Source organism: uncultured Lacinutrix sp., assembly GCF_947500325.1.
In the GTDB taxonomy this organism is placed as follows: domain Bacteria; phylum Bacteroidota; class Bacteroidia; order Flavobacteriales; family Flavobacteriaceae; genus Lacinutrix.
The window spans coordinates 13,680-35,707 of the sequence record NZ_CANMRQ010000028.1 but is presented as its reverse complement, the minus strand read 5'-3'; the positions used below and the strand labels follow the sequence as shown (position 1 = coordinate 35,707).

24 protein-coding genes and 1 other RNA gene are annotated in these 22,028 nt (G+C 30.4%); 17 read left to right on the top strand and 8 right to left on the bottom strand.

Annotation, left to right across the window (positions count from 1 at the left end; translation table 11 throughout):
* Positions 1 to 86 precede the first annotated feature (86 nt).
* The 5 genes from fsa to ffs form a co-directional block, all read right to left on the bottom strand.
* A complete protein-coding gene (gene fsa, locus Q0997_RS18915) occupies positions 87 to 740 on the bottom strand; it encodes a fructose-6-phosphate aldolase (protein ID WP_299891928.1) in 654 nt (217 codons plus the stop codon).
* A gap of 105 nt (positions 741 to 845) precedes the next feature.
* Positions 846 to 1,262 carry a hypothetical protein gene (locus Q0997_RS18910; protein ID WP_299891927.1) on the bottom strand — a complete coding sequence of 139 codons (417 nt, stop codon included), beginning with the start codon at positions 1,260 to 1,262 and terminating at the stop codon, positions 846 to 848.
* A gap of 103 nt (positions 1,263 to 1,365) precedes the next feature.
* The gene (locus Q0997_RS18905; RefSeq protein WP_299891924.1) at positions 1,366 to 2,070 is read right to left on the bottom strand and encodes a hypothetical protein; all 705 of its coding nucleotides are present in this window, start codon (positions 2,068 to 2,070) and stop codon (positions 1,366 to 1,368) included.
* Between the two features lie 42 nt (positions 2,071 to 2,112).
* On the bottom strand, positions 2,113 to 2,913 hold the full coding sequence (locus Q0997_RS18900; RefSeq protein ID WP_299891922.1) for an SDR family oxidoreductase: 801 nt from the start codon (positions 2,911 to 2,913) through the stop codon (positions 2,113 to 2,115).
* Between the two features lie 122 nt (positions 2,914 to 3,035).
* Positions 3,036 to 3,134, bottom strand: an RNA gene (gene ffs / locus Q0997_RS18895) — signal recognition particle sRNA small type.
* 87 nt (positions 3,135 to 3,221) lie between these two features.
* On the opposite strand from ffs, the gene Q0997_RS18890 reads away from it, so the two are divergent.
* From Q0997_RS18890 to Q0997_RS18870, 5 genes are all read left to right on the top strand, one after another.
* Entirely contained in the window at positions 3,222 to 4,253 is a 1,032-nt protein-coding gene (locus Q0997_RS18890; protein WP_299891919.1) for a glutaminyl-peptide cyclotransferase, read from the top strand.
* 3 nt (positions 4,254 to 4,256) lie between these two features.
* Positions 4,257 to 4,646 carry a thioesterase family protein gene (locus tag Q0997_RS18885; protein ID WP_299891916.1) on the top strand — a complete coding sequence of 130 codons (390 nt, stop codon included), beginning with the start codon at positions 4,257 to 4,259 and terminating at the stop codon, positions 4,644 to 4,646.
* 73 nt (positions 4,647 to 4,719) lie between these two features.
* Positions 4,720 to 6,273 (top strand): hypothetical protein, encoded by a 1,554-nt coding sequence (locus Q0997_RS18880; RefSeq protein ID WP_299891913.1) that lies wholly within the window; start codon positions 4,720 to 4,722, stop codon positions 6,271 to 6,273.
* 24 nt (positions 6,274 to 6,297) lie between these two features.
* Positions 6,298 to 6,756, top strand: coding sequence for a T9SS type A sorting domain-containing protein (locus Q0997_RS18875; RefSeq protein ID WP_299891911.1), 459 nt, complete (start codon positions 6,298 to 6,300; stop codon positions 6,754 to 6,756).
* Between the two features lies 1 nt (position 6,757).
* Positions 6,758 to 7,819 (top strand): hypothetical protein, encoded by a 1,062-nt coding sequence (locus tag Q0997_RS18870; RefSeq protein ID WP_299891909.1) that lies wholly within the window; start codon positions 6,758 to 6,760, stop codon positions 7,817 to 7,819.
* Positions 7,820 to 7,891: 72 nt separating this feature from the next.
* Here Q0997_RS18870 and glyA read toward each other — a convergent pair whose 3' ends face one another.
* Positions 7,892 to 9,166 (bottom strand): serine hydroxymethyltransferase, encoded by a 1,275-nt coding sequence (gene glyA / locus Q0997_RS18865; RefSeq protein WP_299891906.1) that lies wholly within the window; start codon positions 9,164 to 9,166, stop codon positions 7,892 to 7,894.
* Positions 9,167 to 9,278: 112 nt separating this feature from the next.
* On the opposite strand from glyA, the gene fahA reads away from it, so the two are divergent.
* On the top strand, positions 9,279 to 10,571 hold the full coding sequence (gene fahA / locus Q0997_RS18860) for a fumarylacetoacetase (RefSeq protein WP_299891903.1): 1,293 nt from the start codon (positions 9,279 to 9,281) through the stop codon (positions 10,569 to 10,571).
* A gap of 115 nt (positions 10,572 to 10,686) precedes the next feature.
* Positions 10,687 to 11,868 (top strand): hypothetical protein, encoded by a 1,182-nt coding sequence (locus Q0997_RS18855; RefSeq protein WP_299891900.1) that lies wholly within the window; start codon positions 10,687 to 10,689, stop codon positions 11,866 to 11,868.
* Positions 11,869 to 11,934: 66 nt separating this feature from the next.
* Here the strand turns inward: Q0997_RS18855 and ytxJ are convergent, their stop codons facing one another.
* Entirely contained in the window at positions 11,935 to 12,315 is a 381-nt protein-coding gene (ytxJ, locus tag Q0997_RS18850; protein ID WP_299891897.1) for a bacillithiol system redox-active protein YtxJ, read from the bottom strand.
* 177 nt (positions 12,316 to 12,492) lie between these two features.
* On the opposite strand from ytxJ, the gene clpB reads away from it, so the two are divergent.
* The 3 genes from clpB to Q0997_RS18835 all read left to right on the top strand — a co-directional run bounded on the left by clpB (position 12,493) and on the right by Q0997_RS18835 (position 16,068).
* Positions 12,493 to 15,099 (top strand): ATP-dependent chaperone ClpB, encoded by a 2,607-nt coding sequence (gene clpB, locus Q0997_RS18845; RefSeq protein WP_299891894.1) that lies wholly within the window; start codon positions 12,493 to 12,495, stop codon positions 15,097 to 15,099.
* Between the two features lie 159 nt (positions 15,100 to 15,258).
* Complete coding sequence (locus Q0997_RS18840; RefSeq protein ID WP_299891892.1) at positions 15,259 to 15,642, top strand: hypothetical protein; 384 nt, start codon at positions 15,259 to 15,261, stop codon at positions 15,640 to 15,642.
* 36 nt (positions 15,643 to 15,678) lie between these two features.
* Positions 15,679 to 16,068: a hypothetical protein gene (locus Q0997_RS18835; RefSeq protein ID WP_299891889.1), complete on the top strand. Its 390-nt coding sequence runs from the start codon at positions 15,679 to 15,681 to the stop codon at positions 16,066 to 16,068.
* Between the two features lie 10 nt (positions 16,069 to 16,078).
* On the opposite strand, the gene mqo is transcribed toward Q0997_RS18835, so the two are convergent.
* Positions 16,079 to 17,566, bottom strand: a complete 1,488-nt coding sequence (gene mqo / locus Q0997_RS18830; protein ID WP_299891886.1) for a malate dehydrogenase (quinone) — start codon at positions 17,564 to 17,566, stop codon at positions 16,079 to 16,081.
* 130 nt (positions 17,567 to 17,696) lie between these two features.
* On the opposite strand from mqo, the gene Q0997_RS18825 reads away from it, so the two are divergent.
* The 7 genes from Q0997_RS18825 to smpB all read left to right on the top strand — a co-directional run bounded on the left by Q0997_RS18825 (position 17,697) and on the right by smpB (position 21,942).
* Positions 17,697 to 18,371, top strand: coding sequence for a hypothetical protein (locus Q0997_RS18825; RefSeq protein WP_299891884.1), 675 nt, complete (start codon positions 17,697 to 17,699; stop codon positions 18,369 to 18,371).
* A 160-nt stretch (positions 18,372 to 18,531) separates the two neighbouring features.
* A complete protein-coding gene (locus Q0997_RS18820; protein WP_299891881.1) occupies positions 18,532 to 19,128 on the top strand; it encodes a TetR/AcrR family transcriptional regulator in 597 nt (198 codons plus the stop codon).
* Positions 19,129 to 19,177: 49 nt separating this feature from the next.
* Positions 19,178 to 19,669, top strand: a complete 492-nt coding sequence (locus tag Q0997_RS18815) for an acyl-CoA thioesterase (protein ID WP_299891879.1) — start codon at positions 19,178 to 19,180, stop codon at positions 19,667 to 19,669.
* Positions 19,670 to 19,722: 53 nt separating this feature from the next.
* Positions 19,723 to 20,391: a deoxyribose-phosphate aldolase gene (gene deoC, locus Q0997_RS18810; protein WP_299891877.1), complete on the top strand. Its 669-nt coding sequence runs from the start codon at positions 19,723 to 19,725 to the stop codon at positions 20,389 to 20,391.
* Between the two features lie 12 nt (positions 20,392 to 20,403).
* The gene (locus Q0997_RS18805; protein ID WP_299891875.1) at positions 20,404 to 20,910 is read left to right on the top strand and encodes a histidine phosphatase family protein; all 507 of its coding nucleotides are present in this window, start codon (positions 20,404 to 20,406) and stop codon (positions 20,908 to 20,910) included.
* Positions 20,903 to 21,442 (top strand): N-acetyltransferase, encoded by a 540-nt coding sequence (locus tag Q0997_RS18800; protein ID WP_299891872.1) that lies wholly within the window; start codon positions 20,903 to 20,905, stop codon positions 21,440 to 21,442. The genes Q0997_RS18805 and Q0997_RS18800 overlap by 8 nt, the downstream gene beginning before the upstream one ends.
* A 44-nt stretch (positions 21,443 to 21,486) precedes the next feature.
* On the top strand, positions 21,487 to 21,942 hold the full coding sequence (gene smpB / locus Q0997_RS18795) for an SsrA-binding protein SmpB (protein ID WP_299891869.1): 456 nt from the start codon (positions 21,487 to 21,489) through the stop codon (positions 21,940 to 21,942).
* The last annotated feature ends 86 nt before the right edge of the window (positions 21,943 to 22,028 follow it).

Sequence of the window (22,028 nt, the reverse complement as noted above, 5' to 3'; positions counted from 1 at the left end):
AAATCCTGTGAAGCTAGCTTCACAGGATAGTAATTAATTATTTTATAATCTGTCAACCTATTTTAGGACGACTCATATAATAAAGTCTAATTTCCTTTCTTATAATCTGCTAAAAATTTAGCCAATCCTATATCTGTTAAAGGATGTTTTAACAATCCTTCAATAGAGCTTAAAGGACCTGTCATTACATCTGCTCCTAATTTCGCACAATCAATAACGTGCATTGTATGACGTACAGAAGCTGCTAAAATTTGAGTTTCAAAAGCATAGTTATCATAGATGTGCCTAATTTCTGCTATAAGGTTTAAACCATCTGTAGAAATATCATCTAAACGACCAATAAATGGTGATACGTATGTTGCACCAGCTTTAGCAGCTAACAATGCTTGACCTGGTGAGAATACTAATGTTACATTTGTTTTAATACCCTTATCACTAAAGTACTTACACGCTTTTACGCCATCTTTAATCATTGGTAATTTAACTACAATTTGATCATGTAATTCTGCCAATGCTTCGCCTTCTCTTACCATACCTTCAAAATCGGTAGAAATAACCTCTGCACTTACATCGCCTTCTACAAGATTACATATGTCTACATAATGTTTTAAAATGTTATCTGTACCAGTAATACCTTCTTTAGCCATTAATGATGGATTTGTGGTTACACCATCTAAAATCCCCATATCTTCTGCTTCTTTAATTTGAGCAAGGTTGGCTGTGTCAATAAAAAATTTCATTTATAAATTAAGTTTAAGTTGTGTTTATTTAATGAAGCGAAGTTACAACTTCTGTTTATTTTCAATAGAAAATGATATTAAATAATATTAACAATATATAATCCATTAATTAATGGTAATTGTATAAGTTCTTGATGTAGATTCAGAACACATAGAATCTTCATACTGTTCGGTTTCTTCATTATAATGTAATGGCGGATCTACATTTAAATGTAGTCTAAATTCAAAACTACCTTGACTTTGAGGAATACCTTCAAAAACTAATGTTCTATAATCAATAAACAGCTCTATTCCATCAGGAAGTTCTCCTTCAATTTCAAAATTATAGCCATAAGCATTATCTTGAGGTTCGTTTTTAATTTGAGCATCAAACTCTTCATAATACAGTTGGTTAGTAAAACCTGTTTTAAAAGATTTATCTGGTAATTCTGGCCTTCGATTAATAACACATTCTAAAATATCTTCGCAACCAACAAGAGAAATAAGACTTAAAAAAAGCACTAGAGATAATAGTCGTTTCATGAGTAAGGATTTTGAATCGATAATTATCAAAAAACATACCACAAAATAGAATTAACTCCTTAAGATAGCATTAAAAACAAAGGAGATTTATTATAAACAAAAATTAAAGTTTTTCTATTTTTTTATCATCAAAATCACTTAATGTATAATACTCATAAATAAAGTAAAAACCGAATAAAAGTAATAAAGTGCAAATAATAGATAAAACGGCATTAGTATCCGAATAAAATACTATTTGAATAAATTCTGAAAAGACTATTAAAACAGATATTAAAAAAAGAAAAATGGCTTGTTTTGATTTAAAATACAAAAATCGAATAAATGCTGCTCCTGCAATCATTGCCAGCAAAAGGTTATAAAGTAATTCTACTAGTCTTATTATTAAAGGCAACTCATCTTCCATATCGTTTATAAGGAATGTATCCAGTTTATAAACCAATAAAACATTTAAAGTCAATAACACAAATAAATGTATTGAATATGAATCTAATACTTTCTTTAATTCAAATTTAGAAACTATATATAATAACAAACTTGCGTAAGCCATAATATATAATATTATAGACCCATAATAATATAGGTTTGCATCAAGAGATATGGCAAAATACATCAATTCTGCCAAGGCAAAAAACAGTAAAAAAGACGTGAAAAATTTATGAATAGACCCTTTTGAAAGAAAATACATTAAAAAGAACGCAGTAAATAATAAAGCTCTAAAACTTGATGCTACTTCTGGAAATTTTAGGAACTCGAAAACAATACAATTAAAACCAATTACAAAGGTTAAAACTGTAAATAGCTTTGACATGTTTTCTTTCATGTCTTAAATAAAGCTTTTTTTTATTAAAAATCAAAGTTTGTAATGATTAATCAACATCTTCTCATAAACTTTATCTGGTAGCAAAAACTTTAAAACAATAGAGAGTTTTTGCATAAAAGCACCTACTTTATAATGAGTTTTAGGCTTTTTAGTATTAATTACCTTTAATACCATTTTTGATACCTGTATAGGATCATTACTTTTATCTACGTGTTCATCTATATCTTTAAGTACACTTCCATATTTTTTATAAGGAGACTCTTCTTTTAATGGTGCGTGAAAACGACCAGCGGCAATATTAGTTGCAAAATCACCCGGAGCAATGTTGCACATATTAATATTAAAATCTTTTAACTCTATTCTAAAAGCTTCAGTTAATAGTTCTAAAGCACCTTTGCTTGCGCTATAAATACCACGATATGGTAATCCCATATAACCTGCAATTGACGTAATATTAATAATCAAACCACTGTTTTGATTACGCATTTGAGGCAATACAGCTTTAATAACATTTATAGGCCCAAAAAGGTTAGTGTCAAAATTGTGTTGTATTTCTGCTTGAGGGATTTCTTCAATTGGCCCAGTAATACCAACACCTGCATTATTAATAACCACATCTAGTTGTCCTTCGGCTGCAATGACTTCTGCAACAGCCTTATTTATAGAGTCAATATCTTTTACATCTAAACCCACAATTTTAAATGGGTGATCCTTGTATTTCTCTGCGCTACGGCTAGTACCATATACAGTAAAACCATTTTTAGTTAAGTATTCTCCAATAGATTTCCCTATACCTGAAGAACCGCCAGTAATTAATATAACTTTAGACATACTTTTTAGGAATTAAAGCTTAAAAATATAATTAAATAGTGAAATTTCCTTTTTAATGGAAATACAAAAAACTAAAAAATCTTGACTACCATGGTTTTCAAGATTTGAGTTTATTGTACAAAAAAAGGCAAGCTACCTACATCACACCGCTACGACCATTTACCTTTGCTTCGTTCCCGACCTGGAGGATTCAACAGGAGCTGGTTGTGTAGGACTTGCCGCTGCAAAGATACAATCTTTTAAATTTATCACAATGATTTTTTAAACTGAATTTTAATAAATATCTTGCTTCAAATTATAGTCATAAAATGAAATTATTTAAACACCTTACAATCATATTTTTAGCTGCTTTATTATTTAATTGTGGTAGTGCAGAACAGAAAAAAAACTTTAATATAAAAACCAATGCTGTTAATAATGCTATAGCCTTAAATAAGACTCTAGAATTATCAATTTCCAACCCTAAAAACCTTGAAATAGAATCAGTTAAATATAGTCTAGATGGAAAAGAAATTGACAAAACTGTAGCGTTAAGTAATTTTAAACTTGGTTTACAAAATATTACTGCAATTGTAAAATATGATGGAGAAACAGAAACTGTAACTCAAAATATTTCTATTGTAAACGATACAAAGCCAAAATTATATAGCTATGAAATTATTAACACCTATCCTCATGATATTACTTCTTACACACAAGGTTTAGAATTCTTTAATGGAGAATTATACGAAAGTACAGGACAAAAAGGAGAATCTAAACTCCGTAAACTGGATTACAAAACAGGAGAAGTACTTAAAAATATTGATTTAGCTAATCAATATTTTGGTGAAGGTTTAACTATTTTAAATAATAACATCTATCAATTAACATGGCAAGGCGGCAAAGGCTTTGTTTATAATGTAGATTCTTTTGAGCGTACCAACTCATTTAAATATGGAGAAAGTAAAGAAGGTTGGGGTATTTGTAATGACGGCAAATTACTTTATAAAAGTGATGGTACAGAAAAAATATGGTTTTTAAACCCAGAAACTTTAGTTGAAGATGGTAATATACAAGTTTACACTAATAAAGGTAAAATTGGAAGATTAAATGAATTAGAGTGGATTAACGGCAAAATATATGCTAATATTTATGAAAAAAATGGGATAGCTATAATTAACCCAAAAAATGGTGCTACTGAAGCTGTTATAAATTTTAATTCTATAGTAAAAAAAATACCTAATTATTCTAAAGACGATAATGTATTAAATGGTATTGCCTATAACCCAGAGACACAAACCATATTTGTTACAGGAAAACGATGGGATAAACTATTTGAAGTAAAAATAATAGAAGAATAAGCCTTGCAAATATTCACTAAAACCATAACAGTAACAAAGGAAGATTTAGACGATTTAAACCATGTAAATAATGTGCATTATGTACAATGGGTAAATGATATTGCTAAAGCGCATTGGGAGCAAAATGCATCAACTGTTATTCTTGAGGATTATTTTTGGGTATTAATATCGCATACTATAACGTATAAAGCTTCTGCCCTTTTAAATGATACTATATTAATAAAAACTTATGTTACTAAAGCCTCTGGAGTAACTTCAACCAGAATTGTAGAAATTTACAATAAAGACACTGAAATACTTTTAGCAAAATCTGAAACCAACTGGTGTTTTATGAGTACTTCAACAAAAAAACCTACACGAATAATAGATACTGTTATAAATTTATTCAACTAAATTCTAGCATTCATACTAAAATAGTTTTTCAAAAGTTATATTTTAGTCGCATAAAGCGAATTTAACTATAGCTATGAAACGTACCCTTTATTTTATTATTTGTTTTGGTTTTCTATTATTATGGAGTTCTTGTAGAAAAGACTTTGATTTTTCGCCGAGCACAGGTAATTTAGAATTCTCAAAAGACACTGTATACTTAGATACCATTTTTGCTAATATAGGTTCTAGTACCTACAATTTAAAAGTATATAACCGAAGTGATAATGACATTAGCATTCCTACTGTTCGTTTAAATAAAGGAGAAACCTCTGGTTACAGATTAAATGTTGATGGTGTAGCAGGAAAGGCTTTTAATAATGTAGAAATACAAGCAAAAGACAGTCTATTTATTTTTGTTGAAACTACATTTAACACAGACAATGAACCGCTTTTAGGAAACGAATTTTTATATACCGATAAAATTGAATTTGACTCTGGAAGTAATTATCAAGATGTAGACTTAGTGACTTTAATTAAAGATGCCACTTTTATTTTTCCAGATCGTGATAATGCTACAGGGATAATTGAAACGCTAACTTTAGATGTTAATGGCGAACAAATAGAAACCGAAATTCAAGGTAGAGAATTAATGACCGATGAATTAACTTTTACTAATGAAAAACCTTATGTAATATATGGTTATGCTGCAGTACCTAATGGAGAAACTTTAACAATAAATGCTGGAGCTCGTGTACATTTCCATGCCAACTCAGGCTTACTAGTATCTGAAGGTGCTACATTAAATGTTAATGGTAGTTTAAGCGCAGATCAAGACCTTTTAGAAAATGAAGTGATTTTTGAAAGCGATCGTTTAGAACCTGCATTTGCAGATGTTCCAGGCCAATGGGGAACAATTTGGCTATTTGAAAATAGTATAAATAACAGCATTAATTATGCAACAATAAAGAATGCCACAGTAGGTATTTTAAGTGATGCGAATCCAGATGCACCAATAGATAAGTTAACAATTACTAATTCTCAATTATATAATTTTGGTAACTACGGTATTTTAGCTAGAAACACTTCTATTACTGCCGAAAACATTATTGTTAATAATGCAGGACAGTCATCAGTTGCATTAACGCTAGGTGGTAAATACAACTTTACGCATAGTACAATTGCAAATTACTGGAATAACAGTTTTCGTCAGTTTCCTGCATTGCTAATTAATAATTTCTTACAAGGAGAAGATGCTATTATATTAGCAGATTTAACTGAAGCTAATTTTAATAACTGTATTATTTATGGAAACGATAATCCTGAATTCATTATTGATGAAGTTTTAGATCCAGCTGTAGTCTTTAATTTTAAGTTTTCTAATAGCCTATTACGATTTAGTGATACGTCTAATTCGTTTTCTGGTTTGAATTACGATTTTGACAATGCTACTTTATACGAAAACAATGTATTCAATCAAGATCCTGTTTTTAGAGATACAGACGCTAATGACTTAATTATAGGAGATAACTCTGGAGCTATTGGTATTGGCAATACAATATTTGCTACACAAGTCCCTAACGATATTTTAGGAGTTAGTAGAACAACATCTCCAGATGCTGGTGCTTATCAGCATATTACTTTTGAATAAAAATAGAAACTAAAAAATAGAAATATGAAAAGACTATTACTTTTACTCTTTTGTTGCTCCACTGCAGTATACTCGCAATCAAATATTCTGTCATCTGGAAATGACATTGTAGAACCTACAGGTAAGGTGAATTATTCAGTTGGTTTATTAAACTTTAAAGAAGCTACTGGTTCTGGAGGTACTAGTTCTACTGGATCTCAATTAGCTTTTGAAGTTTCAACTTTATCAACTAAAGATATAGACAATATAGTTTCTATTGAAGTTTTTCCAAACCCAACTTCCGATTTTATTTACATTAATTTGAAACAAAATGAATCTTTGAAATATAGTTTAGTAAATATATCTGGAAAGGAATTAAAAAAAGGAGAAATTTCAAAATTAAAAACAAAAATAGACCTCTCAAAATTCAATACATCAATATATATATTAAGCATGTATAGAGATAATAAATTATTTAAGTCATATAAAATTTTAAAAAAATAAAATGAAAAAAAATTACATTCTACTAGCATTTACAATATTAACAAGTTCGCTTTTTGCTCAAGCACCAGAACTTATGAGTTATCAAGCTATAGTTAGAGATGCATCCGATCAATTAATACAAAATGGAAACATTGGCATACAAATTAGCGTATTACAAAATTCTGAAACCGGAACTGCTGTTTATACAGAAACACACAACGCTACGACAAATGATAACGGATTAGTAACTTTAAACATTGGAGCAGGAACTACTACTGATAACTTTTCTTCTATAGACTGGAGTACTGGAACTTACTATGTAAAATCTGAAACAGATCCATCTGGCGGAACAAATTATACTATTTCTGGAACTAGTCAATTACTAAGTGTACCATATGCGTTATATGCAAAAGAGTCTGGCAATTCAGGGAGCAATGGATCAAATTCAACTGGTAATGTGGTAACGGCTTCTACAAAAACTGGAAAAATGGTGGTTACATATACAGGAACTAATGCTTATGGATTTTCTCAATTTAATGGTGAGAGTTCCTCATGGAACTCTACATCTCTTTCAGGAACTGTAATTGGAGCCGTTGTTTCTGATGAAAGTATTGTTATATATACAACTACAAATGCTTATGCCTTTTCACAATTTGATGGCGGAAGTTCTTCTTGGAATTCTACATCACTTTCAGGTACAGTAATTGGATCAATAAGCTCTAAAAAAATGTGTGTTGTTTACACTAATTCTAACGCTTATGGATTTTCGAAGTTTAACTCAGGAAGTGGCTCATGGAACTCTACATCCATATCAGGAAGTCCAATAGGGTCTGCTAATTCAAATGATAATATTGTAGTCTATACTAATTCAAATGCTTATGGATTTTCTCAATTTAATGGAGGAAGTTCTTCATGGAATTCTACATCATTAAGTGGTACAGTTTCAAATGCAATAGGTACGAGTTCTACTATAGTGCTAACAACTTCTAGTAATGCTTATGGGTTTTCTCAATTTGACGGTGGAAGTTCATCATGGAATTCTACATCAATATCTGGTAACCCAGAAGGTATAGCTGGCCAATAAATAACAGAAAAAAATAAAACAAAAAGCCTCGATTTTTCGAGGCTTTTTGTTTTTGTTAAAGCTAGAATAATACTAGGCTACAAATAAAGGCAAGTCACTCATCATAGCATTTACTCTAACTGCTATAGCCTCTAATTTATCCTCATCTTCATGATTAGTAATTACCTCATCTATTAAATCTACAATTACTCCCATCTCACTTTCTTTTAAACCACGAGTTGTAATAGCAGCTGTACCTATTCTTATACCAGAAGTTACAAATGGAGACTTATCATCAAAAGGTACCATATTTTTATTCACTGTAATATCTGCTTTTACTAAAGCTTTTTCTGCTTCTTTACCAGTAATGTTCTTGTTTCTTAAATCAATAAGCATCATGTGGTTGTCTGTTCCGCCAGAAATGATATGGTAATCTTTAGCTACAAAAGCTTTTGCCATCGCTTCAGCATTTTGTTTAACCTGCAACATATAGTTCATAAACTCATCGGTTAACGCTTCTCCAAAGGCAATAGCTTTAGCTGCTATAATATGTTCTAAAGGACCTCCTTGATTTCCAGGGAATACACCAGAATCTAATAAAGAAGACATTTTTCTTAAGTTGCCGTTTTTTAATTTTAATCCAAAAGGGTTTTCAAAATCTTTTCCCATTAAAATCATCCCACCACGAGGTCCACGTAATGTTTTATGCGTAGTAGTGGTTACAATATGACAATGTGGAATAGGATCGTTTAAAATACCTTTTGCAATTAAACCTGCTGGATGAGAAACATCTGCTAATAAAATTGCACCTACGCTATCTGCTATAGTTCTAAAGCGCTCAAAATCTATATCTCTTGAGTAAGCTGAAGCTCCTGCAATAATCATTTGCGGTTTTTCTCGTGTTGCTATTTCTTGAATTTTATCATAATTCAACATTCCTGTTTCTTCTTCTACTCCATAGAATACAGGATTATACAATTTACCAGAAAAATTTACTGGAGACCCATGTGTTAAATGTCCACCATGAGATAAATCGAAACCTAAAATTTTATCACCTGGTTTTAAACAAGCATGATATACAGCAGTATTAGCCTGACTTCCAGAATGTGGTTGTACGTTAACATATTCGGCTCCAAATAAGGTTTTTGCTCTATCTATTGCAATTTGTTCTACTTCATCTACAACTTCACAACCGCCATAATATCGTTTACCTGGATAACCTTCGGCATACTTATTAGTTAAAACAGAACCAGCTGCTTCCATAACTTGTTCACTAACAAAGTTTTCTGAAGCTATTAATTCTAATCCGTGTAATTGTCGCTCTTTTTCAGCTTGTATTAATTCAAAAATTTGTTCGTCGCGTTGCATATTATGTTAATTATATTGAATGAGCATCAAAAATACTAAATAGACACTTTTATATTGTTTAAAAACATATATATTTGATTAGATTTATAAACATTTAATCAACACTTATTATATGCCGTTATCAGCAAATAATCCAGATAGAAAATCGTGGTTACACGTCGATAAAAATTCAGACTTTCCTATTCAAAATATTCCTTTTGGAGTTTTTTTAACTAGAGATGATATTATAACAATTGGTACCCGTATTGGAGACACCGCAATAGATTTAGGTGCATTACACCAATTAGGTTATTTTGAAGGTATTCCATTAACAGACGATATATTTCTCCAAGACACGCTTAATGACTTTATAGCCGATGGCCGTAAAACATGGCGCTTGGTTAGAAATAGAATTGCTGAAATTTTTGATGCCGAAAATGAATCTCTAAAGAATGATAAGAAAAATAAAGAAGTTGTTTTATTTCGTTTAGATGAAATAGAAATGCAATTACCAGTTCAAATTGGTGATTATACAGATTTTTACTCTAGTATAGAACATGCTACAAATGTAGGTACTATGTTTAGAGATCCAGACAATGCATTATTACCAAATTGGTTACACATTCCTGTTGGATACCATGGTAGAAGTTCATCTATAATTCCATCTGGAATACCAGTACACAGACCTCAAGGTCAAACGTTACCAGCTGGAGAAAGCAACCCTGTTTTTGGTCCAAGTAAATTAGTCGATTTTGAACTAGAAATGGCTTTTATTACTACTGCAGCTAATGATTTAGGAGAACCAATTCCAATTGAAGAAGCCGAAGAATATATTTTTGGTTTAGTACTATTTAATGATTGGAGTGCTCGAGATATTCAAAAATGGGAATATGTTCCTTTAGGACCATTCTTAGCTAAGAGTTTTGCATCGTGTATTTCACCATGGATTGTTACTTTAGATGCCTTAGAACCTTATAGAGTTGCTGGACCTAAACCAGTTAAAAAACAATTAGAGTACCTTCAACAAAAAGGAAAAAAGAGCTTTGATATTAATTTAGAAGTTGCAATTCAACCAAAAAAGGCAAAGGAGACAATTGTAAGCCGTTCAAACTTTAAATACATGTATTGGTCAATGGCACAACAATTAACACATCATACGGTTAATGGTTGTCCAGTAAACTCAGGAGATATGATGGGAAGTGGTACCATTTCTGGGCCTACTCCAGATTCTTACGGTTCTATGTTAGAGTTATCATGGAGAGGAGAAAAACCTTTAAAAATGAATGATGGGTCTGAACGTAAATTTATTAATGACAACGATACTGTTATTATGAGAGGGTATTGCGAAAAAGACGGCACTAGAATTGGTTTTGGAGAGGTTTCAACAGAATTACTTCCAGTTTTCAATCCTAAAAAGAAAAAATAGAGCCTATAAAAAATAATTTAAAAAGCCTTTAAACACTATACGTTTAAAGGCTTTTTTCTGTTTGGCACGCAAATTGATTTTATACTTACAGTATAAACCAATAAAACCAAAACAGATGAAAAAATTTACATTATTAGCAGTACTTCTTCTAGTACTAACGTCTTGTGTTGGAAGAAAGCAGATTGAAAAACAATTACACTCTGGAAATTATGACCAGGCCATTAGTAATGCTCTAAAAAAATTAAAACGTAACAAAGATAAAAAGCGTAAACAAGATTACGTTATTATGTTACAAGATGCATTTTACAAAGTGGTTGAAGAAAACCATAATACTATCAATCATTTAAAGAAAGATGGTAATCCTGAACTATTTCAAGACATTTTTAATATCTATTTAGATTTAGAAGATAGACAACGTGCTATTAAAGCAGTTATGCCATTACAAATTGGTGGAAAACTATTGTCTTTAAATTTTAATGATTACACAAACGACATTGTAGCTTACAGAGCAAAAACTTCTGAGTACAAATACAAAACTGCTATTACTTTAATGAAAAGTAATAATAAATTTAATAACAGAAATGCTTTTGAAACCTTACAGTATATAGAAGACATTAATCCAAATTATAAAGATGTTAGACAGCTTATGGATGTTGCTCATCATCAAGGAACAGATTACGTTATTGTAGATATAGAAAACCAGACACATCAAATTATTCCAATACGTTTACAAAATGATTTATTAAATTTTGACACCTACGGTTTAAATGATTTTTGGACAGTATATCATGCTAATGCAAATCAAGATATTGATTACGACTATGCTATGCAATTACAATTAAAGCGTATTAATATTTCTCCAGAACGTATTACTGAAAAACAATTATTAAGAAAGAAAAACATTGTAGATGGATGGGAATATGTATTAGACGCTAATGGCAATGTTACTCAAGATAGCTTAGGAAACGATATTAAACAAGATAAAATTATTACTGCAAAAGCTAGATTATTTGAGTTTAATCAATTAAAATCAACTCAAGTTTTAGCTCAAGTACAGTATACAGATTTAAAAGCAAATCAAGTTATAGAACGTTTTCCTATAGATAGTGAATTTATATTTGATAATCTATATGCAACAGTTAGAGGAGACAGAAGAGCTTTAACTAATAATGATATAGAAATTCTAAAAAATAAACGTTTACGTTTCCCTAGTAATGAACAAATGGTTTATGACACTGGTGAAGATTTAAAACTAAAATTAAAAGATATTATTACGAGATATAATTTTAAAAGTTAGAATAAAAAAACTCCCAATACAAATTGGGAGTTTTTTTATTGACTTAATTTTATAATAAAGAAGGCATTAAGCAAACTTACTCAAATCAAGTTCGTTAATACCGCCATGACTAGCATGCGCAACTGCTACTCCATTTTTAATAATAATTAATTGAGGAGATTGGTGCATGACTTGAAATTTATAACCTGTTTCATTAGATACTTCTCTAAAACTCAACAAATCAAGATAATATAGGTCTAAATTAGCTTCTATATCAAAAGAAGAAATAAATTGATTCATTACCATTTTACTAATTCCGCAACGTGTTGAATGCTTAAAAATAACCTGTGTTTTTCCTTTAGATAATTTTTCTATGGCATTTAATTGATCAACAGATGTTAACTGTTTCCAAGGCAATACTTTTTCTTCTTTTGGTTCTTTTGAACCTCCAAACAATTTTTTAAACATAATATAAGTTTATTATTAAGTCGGAAGAATATCCCAACATTACAAACTGACGAAAAGTCATACAAAATCAATACTTAACAGACATTTTGTCTCCTCTTTAACGTTGGTAAGGTAATTGAAATATAGCTCTCAAACAAAGAAAATATTCCCGATATTAAGGAAGAAAAAGATAAGATTATGAATTTCAACAACTATACAATAAAATCACAAGAAGCTATACAGCAAGCGCAACAATTAGCGCAAGGTTTAGGGCATCAACAAATAGAAAACGAACATATATTTAAGGCTATATTTAATGTAGATGAAAATGTATTGCCGTTCATTTTAAAAAAAATGAATGTTAACATTACTATTCTACAACAAATTCTAGATAAGCAATTAGAAAGTTTTTCAAAAGTTACAGGTGCAGATATTATGATTTCTCGTAATACAGCAACAGCTTTTAATGAGGCATCTAATATTGCGAAAGCTATGAATGATGAATTCGTCTCTATTGAACATCTTATTCTAGCTATTTTCAAATCTAAAAGTAAAATAGCTCAAATTTTAAAAGATCAAGGAGTTACAGAAAAAGGAATTAAAGCTACTATTGATGAATTAAGACAAGGTGATCGCGTGACTTCACAAAGTCAAGAAGACACATACAATGCATTAAATAAATATGCAAAAAATTTAAATCAATTAGCTGAAGAAGGAAAATTAGATCCGGTAATTGGTCGTGACGAAGAGATTAGAAGAATTCTACAAATATTGTCGCGTAGAACAAAAAACAATCCAATACTAGTAGGTGAACCAGGTACAGGAAAAACAGCTATTGCTGAAGGTTTAGCACATAGAATTGTAGATGGCGATATTCCAGAAAATTTAATCGACAAACAAATTTTCGCCTTAGACATGGGTGCATTAATTGCTGGTGCAAAATTTAAAGGGGAATTTGAAGAACGTTTAAAAGCAGTTATTAAAGAAGTAACAAATAGTAATGGAGATATTGTTTTATTTATAGATGAAATTCACACACTTGTTGGAGCTGGCGGAGGACAAGGCGCTATGGATGCTGCAAATATTTTAAAACCTGCATTAGCACGTGGCGAATTACGCGCAATAGGAGCAACAACTCTAGATGAATATCAAAAATACTTTGAAAAAGATAAAGCTTTAGAACGCCGTTTTCAAAAAGTAATGGTGGACGAACCGGATAACGAAAGTGCTATTTCTATATTACGTGGTATTAAAGAAAAATATGAAACACATCATAAAGTACGTATTAAAGATGAAGCCATTATTGGAGCTGTAGAATTATCACAACGCTATATAACAAATCGTTTTTTACCAGATAAAGCTATAGATTTAATGGATGAAGCTGCTTCAAAATTACGAATGGAAATAAATTCTAAACCTGAAGAATTAGATGTTTTAGATCGTAAAATAATGCAATTGGAAATCGAGATTGAAGCGATTAAAAGAGAGAAAGACGAAGTTAAATTAAAATCTTTAAGAAGTGATTTAGCAAATATTAAAGAAGAACGTAATGAGATTAATGCAAAGTGGAAAAGTGAAAAAGAGGTTGTAGATAATATACAAAATACAAAACAAGATATTGAAAACCTTAAACTAGAAGCAGAACGTGCAGAACGTGAAGGTGATTATGGAAGAGTAGCAGAGTTACGTTATGGTAAAATTAAAGAAGCCCAAGAAGCCTTAGAAAATTTGCAAAAAGAATTACAAGCACAGTCTGAAACGGCTTTAATTAAAGAAGAAGTAACTTATGATGATATTGCCGAAGTTGTAGCAAAATGGACAGGTATTCCTGTTACTAAAATGTTACAGAGCGAACGTGAAAAATTATTAAAACTTGAAGAGCAATTGCATAAACGAGTTGTTGGACAAGAAGAAGCTATTATAGCTGTAAGTGATGCTGTACGACGCTCTAGAGCTGGTTTGCAAAATCCTCAAAAACCAATTGGTACATTCTTGTTTTTAGGCACAACAGGTGTTGGTAAAACCGAACTTGCAAAAGCATTAGCAGAATACCTTTTTGATGATGAAAGTGCAATGACTAGAATAGATATGAGTGAGTTTCAAGAAAGCCATGCTGTAAGTCGTTTAGTTGGTGCGCCTCCAGGATATGTAGGCTACGATGAAGGAGGTCAACTTACAGAAGCTGTTAGACGTAAGCCCTATTCTGTTGTGCTATTAGATGAAATTGAAAAAGCGCATCCTGATACTTTTAATATATTATTGCAGGTACTAGACGAAGGCCATTTAACAGATAATAAAGGCCGTGTTGCCGATTTTAAAAACACAATAATTATTATGACTTCAAATATGGGAAGTCAAATTATTCAGGAACGTTTTGAAGCTATAAAAGATATAGATTCGGCCATTGCATCTGCTAAAACAGACGTGTTAGGCTTATTAAAACAAAATATAAGACCTGAGTTTTTAAACCGTATTGATGACACTATTTTATTTACACCGTTATCTAAAGAAAATATAACCAGTATTGTAGGGCTTCAACTTAAAAGTATCACAAAAATGATTGCCAAACAAGGTATTACTTTTGATGCTACACCAGAAGCAATAGCTTATTTAGCAGAAAAGGGATATGAACCGGAATATGGAGCAAGACCAGTAAAAAGAGTTATTCAGAAAGAAGTATTAAATCAATTGAGTAAAGAAATTCTAGCAGGTAAAGTAACTACAGATAGTATTATTTTATTAGACTCTTTTAATAATCAATTAGTATTTAGAAATCAAGGAGATTTAGTAGCAGAGGAATTTTAAAAATCATAAAGTATTGTTAATTCAAAATAAACCAAGAATTAGCACGTTTTTATAGTAATGGTTAGTTAGTTAGTTTGAAAAAGCGACAGAATATACTTACGTATATTGTCGCTTTTTTTATTTTATTTCCCTATCTTACAGTAAACTAATCTATTGATCATGAAATTGTTTCACTACTATGATCTAAGTTTTTCTGAAATTTTCATTTTTGATGACTATATGATCAATCAAATGAGAGAAGGCGAAGAAATAACACCTAATCATAATTATGTTTTAAGAGACCTTGTAAAAAAACACTTTACAAATAAAAAGATTATCTATATCTCTAATAGAGTAACAAATTATGCTGTAAACCCTTTAGTATACAAAGAGGTCGAAAAAATCCCCAATCTTGTTGCTATGATTATTATTGCCAACAAAGAAACTAGCAGGAAAAATGCTGAATATGAAAAAGGATTCTTTAATAGGCCTTTCAAAATATGTAATAATTTAACCGAAGCCATTATGTGGGTTGATAAATTAATTTATAATAAGAATTCTTAATCTCCTAACTACCTAATTTTATAAAATAATAAGCCAATGGGACTGTTTCACTATTATGATATTACTCATGCTGAAGTCTTTGTTTTTGATGACTTCTTAATAAAACAAATGAGAGAGGGTTTTACAATTTCTTATCAAGAAACAGAAGAGTTTATAGCCATTTTAAATCATCATTTTAAAAACAAAAACATGGTTTACATCTCTAATAGAGTAACAAATTATTCTATAGATCCAGCTATATATAAAGAAGCAGAGAAAATTTCTAACCTACTAGCAATTGCTGTGATTCCTGGCAATAAAAAAATGCGTGACACAGCAGAATACGAAAAACAATTTTATAAAAAACCATTTAGCATCTTTGAAAACTTAACCGAAGCTATTAAATGGGTGCGTGTAATTATTGATAAAGAAAACCAAAAGGCATAAATTAATTAATCTATAAGCCTAAAATTTCTGCCGACCTGTTAATACTCTCTTTAAAAAGTGTTTTATCCAGTTCCGTTTTCCAGATAGGAACAATGGCTTTTAATTTACGCTGTCCTTCTTCAGAGTTAGTGATTTCTGGAAATGCAATTTCAAAAACATCTAACATTACTTTTGTAGCTGTAGAAGCACCAGGCGAAGCTCCAAGTAAACAGGTAATACTACCATCTTTACTTTTAACGACTTCGGTTCCAAATTGCAATTTACCGTGTTCATATTCATCTTTTTTAATAATTTGAACGCGCTGACCAGCTACAAGTATTTCCCAGTCTTCACTTTTTGCATCTTTAACAAACTTTCTAAGAGCATTCATTCTATCTTCATGAGATGCAGTTACCTGTTCTACTAAATATTTTGTTAATGGTAAATTATCCCAAAACGCATTTAACATAGGTTTAATATTGTCCATTCTTACCGATTTAAATAAATCGAAATTAGAACCCTCTTTTAAAAACTTAGGACTAAAACCAGCAAAAGGACCAAACATTAGTTGTCTTTTCCCATCAATAAATCTAGTATCTAAATGTGGTGTAGACATTGGTGGATCTTTTGGGCCAGCTTTACTATAGACTTTACCAAAATGCTGATTTATAATACCTTCATTTTTACAAACTAACCATTCGCCACTTACAGGAAAACCGCCATAACCATCTTTCTCTTCAATTTCAACTTTTTGCAACAATAATAGACTTCCGCCTCCTGCTCCAATAAATACGTGTTTTGCATCAAGATATTGCCTTACTCCCGTCTTTTGGTTTTTAACTTCAACAGACCATTCTACTTCGTCATCTGGATCAATGTCTATAACATGTTCATTACAATGAACAGGCGTATTGTATTCTGTTTCTAAAATGGAAAATAACTTTTTTGTTAATGCTCCAAAATTCATCTCTGCCCCACGTTCAATACGTGTAGCAGCCATAACTTCTTCTTCACTCCTATTATCCATGATTAACGAAAACCAAGATTTCATTTTTTCTATAGACTCAGTAAATTCCATATCTTCAAACATAAAATGCTCTTTTAACGCTTCGAATCGTTTCTTTAAAAAAGCTACATTTTCTATACCTGTAACCCAACTGTGATGTGGCATTGCATTTATAAAATCTTTAGAATTATCTATAAGTTTTTCTTCAACTAAATAAGACCAAAATTGTTTTGACAATTCAAATTGTTTACAAATTTTATATGCTTTAGAACAATCTATAACATCTCCTTTCTCTGGTGTGTAATTTAGTTCGCACAATGCAGAATGACCTGTACCCGCATTATTCCAAGCTGCCGAACTCTCTAATCCTACTGTATCTAAACGTTCTAAAATAAGAATACTTAATTCTGGTTTTACCAGTTTTATTAAGAGTGCTAAAGTTGCACTCATTATTCCGCCTCCAACACAAATTAAATCATAATCTTTGTTAACATTTATAGTCTGTTTAGTCATTCTTGAAATTTTTATATAAATATAACATCAAAATATTAAGAACCTTAGTTTCTTTAAATTTTACATGCACTTTTTCATTTTAAATCGTATATATTAAGTATCTTTTAGTTGTCATATAAAATTTCACTAGATGTCAGATTTTACTAGAACACAGTTTAGACAAGTACGAATTGCTAGAAATAGAGCTGTTAGAGCTTGCCGTATTGGACATTTTAGATTTCATAGTTATATGAATCTAAACGCATCACAGCATAGAAGAATTATTGAAAATGCTTTGTATAACACTTTTTTATACACAGTACGCGCTAATAGAGATAACATAGATATAAAACAAACCTATGAAAGAGAATGTGGCATTATATTTAGAAACTTACATAGATTAAGACTTGCTTCTCCAAGGTACCAAGTGCAACAGTTTGAAAGAGATGTAGATGGTCACGACATTGTATACGATAATAGTAATAATGGGTTATGTGGTTCTCGTTTTAGACCTAACGTGGCTCACGCATACCCAATGTCTTATTTGATTAATGACAATGAACATATTCCTCCAGGAATGGACACTAATATTCACATATGCCCTTCTTTTTTTGACTATAACACAGAAAGTAGACAAATGCGAACAATTATCCATGAATTATGTCATACAGTGCTTGGTTTTGGTTATTTAGATACCGATAGAGATGTCTATAGAGATAACTTCGATTTAAGGCCATACAATAACCTCTCTATAGCTGCTTCTTTGCGTACTCCAGATAAATATTCAAATTTTACACTAGCAATTTCAGGGTTGTTTAGAAGGTAAAAAGAGGTACTTTATACAGTTTTGCAGTTATTTAAGTTATTAATACTATAAGCCTAGCCACTATATATTTAATACAAAAAGAGTCCTTTTTCTGGTATCTAGTAGTGTTTAATACATAAAAAAATACCAATTGGTATTTTTTTATGTATCTTTATAAGATATGTTAACAAAAGCAGAACTAACAAAACACTTTATTATTGAAACAGCTGCTCCTATTTTTAATAAAAATGGGTATGCAGCTACAAGTATGAGTGACTTAACTAAAGCTACTGGTTTAACTAAAGGCGCTATATATGGTAATTTTAAAAACAAAGAAGCATTAGCAATTTCATGTTTTAAATACAATGTAAAGCAAATAATGACCGCCATTGCAAAGCATATAGAACTAAGCGACTCTCCTATTCAAAAATTATTTTTAATTGTAGATTTTTATCGTAATTATTATAATTATACAAAAAAAATGGGTGGTTGTCCCGTTGTAAATATTGGTGTAGATGCAAATAATCAAAACACTAAACTATTAGAAAAAGTACGTATTGTTATTGAGCGTATTCAAGATCAGGTAGCTACAATTATAGAAAATGGTATTGAAGCCGAAGAAATTTCGTCTGAGATAAATGCCATGCAATATACTAAACGTATAGATACCATGATTCAAGGCGCTATTTTTATGGCGCATACCATGAATGATGAGTTTTACATTAAAGATACTATGAATCAGATTGATCAAATGATTCATAACGAAATGAAAATATAATATTTTTTTAATCAAAAATATACCAATTGGTATATAAAACTAAACCAATATGAATAATTTATTAAAAACTGTTACAAGTAAAGCCAAAATTAGGTTTCAGCATTGCGACCCTTTTAACCATTTAAACAATGCTAATTATATTAATTATTTTATTAATCATAGAGAAGACATGATTTTAGAACATTATAATATAGATATGTTTAAAATGGCACGTGAAACAGGGCAAAGTTGGGTATCTACCTCAAATCAAATTGCTTATCTAAAACCAGCTTTTTTAATGGAGACTGTTACTATAGAATCTCAATTATTTAGAGAAAGTGATAGCGACTTAATGGTAGAAATGCGCATGTTTAATGAAGATAAAACACATTTAAAATCTATAATATGGTGCGGTTTTACACATTTCGATATTATGAATCAAAAGCGTGCGTACCATTCAAACGAAATGAATACCTTGTTTAAGTCTATATTAAACCCTATAGAAGCAAAAACATTCGAATCTCGTTTATTAGAAATTCGATCTAAAAAAGCTACCGTTTAATTTTATAGCATAACGCATTTTAATACCTTTATACAACACTAAGATTAGTTTGTATGAACATAAATCAATACATAGACCATACATTATTAAAACCAACAGCAACTATAACAGATATTATAGCGCTATGTAATGAAGCTAAGACGCATAAATTTCACGCTATATGTGTTAATTCTTGCTATGTAGCTTTAGCAAAGGCTGAATTAAAAGATAGTGCTATTAAAGTATGCTCTGTTATTGGTTTTCCTTTAGGCGCTATGAGTACAGAAGCAAAGGTTGAAGAAGCCAAACAAGCTTTAAAAGATGGTGCAGATGAAATTGATATGGTTATAAATATTGGCTTTTTAAAAAGCAAAGATTTTGATGCTGTTTGGAAAGATATTGAAGCAGTAAAAAAGACAATAACTCATACTGTTTTAAAAGTTATTATAGAAACCTGCTACCTTGATACTATAGAAATAATAAAAGCCAGTGAATTGGCTATAAATTCGGGTGCCGACTATATAAAAACCTCAACAGGATTTGGTTCTAAAGGCACAACTATTGAAGCCGTACAATTAATTAAAGGCGTTATTAATAACTGTGAGGTTAAAATTAAAGCTTCTGGCGGCATACGTGATACTAAAACTGCCCTAGAATATATTAACCTTGGTGTATCAAGAATTGGAACATCTAACGGTGTTGCAATTGTTACAAATACATTAAACAATACCAATAATTACTAAACCAATTTAAGAATGAAAAAACTATTATATATCACCTTTCTCTTTATTGCTTTTGGATGCAAAAGTACTTCCAAAATAAAAACAGATACAACAACCTATTATTTTATTCGTCATGCCGAAAAAGATAAAAGTGATAAGACTAATAGAGATCCAGATTTAATAGAAAAAGGTAGAAAAAGAGCACAAAAATGGGCAAGCTATTTTAATAAAACAAAACTTGATGCTGTATATTCTACTAACTATTTGAGAACAAAAAACACTGCTAAACCTACAGCGAATTCTAAAGGTTTAGAAACAATACTATATGACCCAAGAGCAATAAATTACAACGACTTTTTAAATAATACAAAAGGGCAAACCGTTTTAATTGTTGGCCATAGTAACACGACTCCATTTTTTGTAAATAAAATTATAGGAGAAGAAAAATATGAATCTATTGACGAAACCATTAATAGCAAGTTATTTATAGTAACTATAAACAAAGAAATAATTACAAGTAAAGTCATAACTATTGATTAATCTAAATAAGCACATACAACTAGAAACTATTACTGCTAAAAAGCACTCTAGATTAGTTAGTTTAATTAAGCGTATATATCCACCAGTTTATAAACATCTATGGAAAAACGAAGATTGTAATTTTTATATAAACACTTTTTATAGTGTAGAAAATCTAAAACTTGAATTAAGCGATACTAATGCCGAATATTATTTTATAAATTATAATTCTAAGACTTCAGGAATTGTTAGAATAAAATACAATGAAACGTTTTCAAAAGAACCCAATACACCTGCGCTTTATATTAATAGAATTTATTTAGGAAAAGAAGCACAAGGTAAAGGTGTTGCTAAACAAGTTTTTAATTGGATTGAAAAATCCGCAGTTAAGCACAATACAAAATTACTATGGCTTAAGGTCATGAACACTCAAAATCAAGCTCTTAATTTCTATAAAAAACAAGACTTTAGAATTTGCGGTACAACAGCTTTAACTTTTGATTTATTACATGAAGACCTTAGAGGTATGTATTTAATGTCTAAGGAATTATAATATTACTTTTAAAACACTCATAAATACTTTAGATTTGCCATTACATGCAAAAAAAAATAAACATACTCAATAAAAAAGCAAAATTCCAATACGAGTTATTAGACTCTTATACAGCAGGAATTGTTTTAACTGGCACAGAAATTAAATCCATTCGTTCTAGTAAGGCGTCTATTGCCGAAAGTTTTTGTGAGTTTAATGAACAAGGCGAATTATTTGTTATAAATATGACGATTCAAGAATATTTATATGGCAATTATTATAATCACGCTCCAAAAGCAACACGCAAGCTTTTACTTAATAGAAGAGAATTAAAAAAACTAGAACGAGAAGTTCAAAATACAGGTTTAACTATTATACCAACACGTTTATTTATTAATGATAAAGGCTTTGCTAAACTTGATATTGCCCTTGCTAAAGGTAAAAAGTTATACGATAAACGTGAGACTATAAAAGACCGTGACAATAAAAGAGATTTAGATAGAATTAAGAAAAATTTCTAAATTTTGGGATACCTATAACAAGTAGTAATCTCATTTATTTTTATGTTTGAAAAACAATAGGCAACCATTTTATAAAAAGAGACGTC

Excerpts from the sequence above, each read along its gene's own strand:
- Q0997_RS18875 (WP_299891911.1), top strand. The coding sequence starts at position 6,298 with ATGAAAAGACTATTACTTTTACTCTTTTGTTGCTCCACTGCAGTATAC.
- Q0997_RS18835 (WP_299891889.1), top strand. The coding sequence starts at position 15,679 with ATGGGACTGTTTCACTATTATGATATTACTCATGCTGAAGTCTTTGTT.
- Q0997_RS18900 (WP_299891922.1), bottom strand. The coding sequence starts at position 2,913 with ATGTCTAAAGTTATATTAATTACTGGCGGTTCTTCAGGTATAGGGAAA.
- Q0997_RS18910 (WP_299891927.1), bottom strand. The coding sequence starts at position 1,262 with ATGAAACGACTATTATCTCTAGTGCTTTTTTTAAGTCTTATTTCTCTT.
- glyA (WP_299891906.1), bottom strand. The coding sequence starts at position 9,166 with ATGCAACGCGACGAACAAATTTTTGAATTAATACAAGCTGAAAAAGAG.
- clpB (WP_299891894.1), top strand. The coding sequence starts at position 12,493 with ATGAATTTCAACAACTATACAATAAAATCACAAGAAGCTATACAGCAA.
- Q0997_RS18905 (WP_299891924.1), bottom strand. The coding sequence starts at position 2,070 with ATGTCAAAGCTATTTACAGTTTTAACCTTTGTAATTGGTTTTAATTGT.
- Q0997_RS18890 (WP_299891919.1), top strand. The coding sequence starts at position 3,222 with ATGAAATTATTTAAACACCTTACAATCATATTTTTAGCTGCTTTATTA.
- smpB (WP_299891869.1), top strand. The coding sequence starts at position 21,487 with ATGCAAAAAAAAATAAACATACTCAATAAAAAAGCAAAATTCCAATAC.
- Q0997_RS18815 (WP_299891879.1), top strand. The coding sequence starts at position 19,178 with ATGAATAATTTATTAAAAACTGTTACAAGTAAAGCCAAAATTAGGTTT.
- Q0997_RS18820 (WP_299891881.1), top strand. The coding sequence starts at position 18,532 with ATGTTAACAAAAGCAGAACTAACAAAACACTTTATTATTGAAACAGCT.
- fsa (WP_299891928.1), bottom strand. The coding sequence starts at position 740 with ATGAAATTTTTTATTGACACAGCCAACCTTGCTCAAATTAAAGAAGCA.
- Q0997_RS18855 (WP_299891900.1), top strand. The coding sequence starts at position 10,687 with ATGAAAAAATTTACATTATTAGCAGTACTTCTTCTAGTACTAACGTCT.
- ytxJ (WP_299891897.1), bottom strand. The coding sequence starts at position 12,315 with ATGTTTAAAAAATTGTTTGGAGGTTCAAAAGAACCAAAAGAAGAAAAA.
- deoC (WP_299891877.1), top strand. The coding sequence starts at position 19,723 with ATGAACATAAATCAATACATAGACCATACATTATTAAAACCAACAGCA.
- fahA (WP_299891903.1), top strand. The coding sequence starts at position 9,279 with ATGCCGTTATCAGCAAATAATCCAGATAGAAAATCGTGGTTACACGTC.
- Q0997_RS18880 (WP_299891913.1), top strand. The coding sequence starts at position 4,720 with ATGAAACGTACCCTTTATTTTATTATTTGTTTTGGTTTTCTATTATTA.
- Q0997_RS18805 (WP_299891875.1), top strand. The coding sequence starts at position 20,404 with ATGAAAAAACTATTATATATCACCTTTCTCTTTATTGCTTTTGGATGC.
- Q0997_RS18870 (WP_299891909.1), top strand. The coding sequence starts at position 6,758 with ATGAAAAAAAATTACATTCTACTAGCATTTACAATATTAACAAGTTCG.
- mqo (WP_299891886.1), bottom strand. The coding sequence starts at position 17,566 with ATGACTAAACAGACTATAAATGTTAACAAAGATTATGATTTAATTTGT.
- Q0997_RS18840 (WP_299891892.1), top strand. The coding sequence starts at position 15,259 with ATGAAATTGTTTCACTACTATGATCTAAGTTTTTCTGAAATTTTCATT.
- Q0997_RS18825 (WP_299891884.1), top strand. The coding sequence starts at position 17,697 with ATGTCAGATTTTACTAGAACACAGTTTAGACAAGTACGAATTGCTAGA.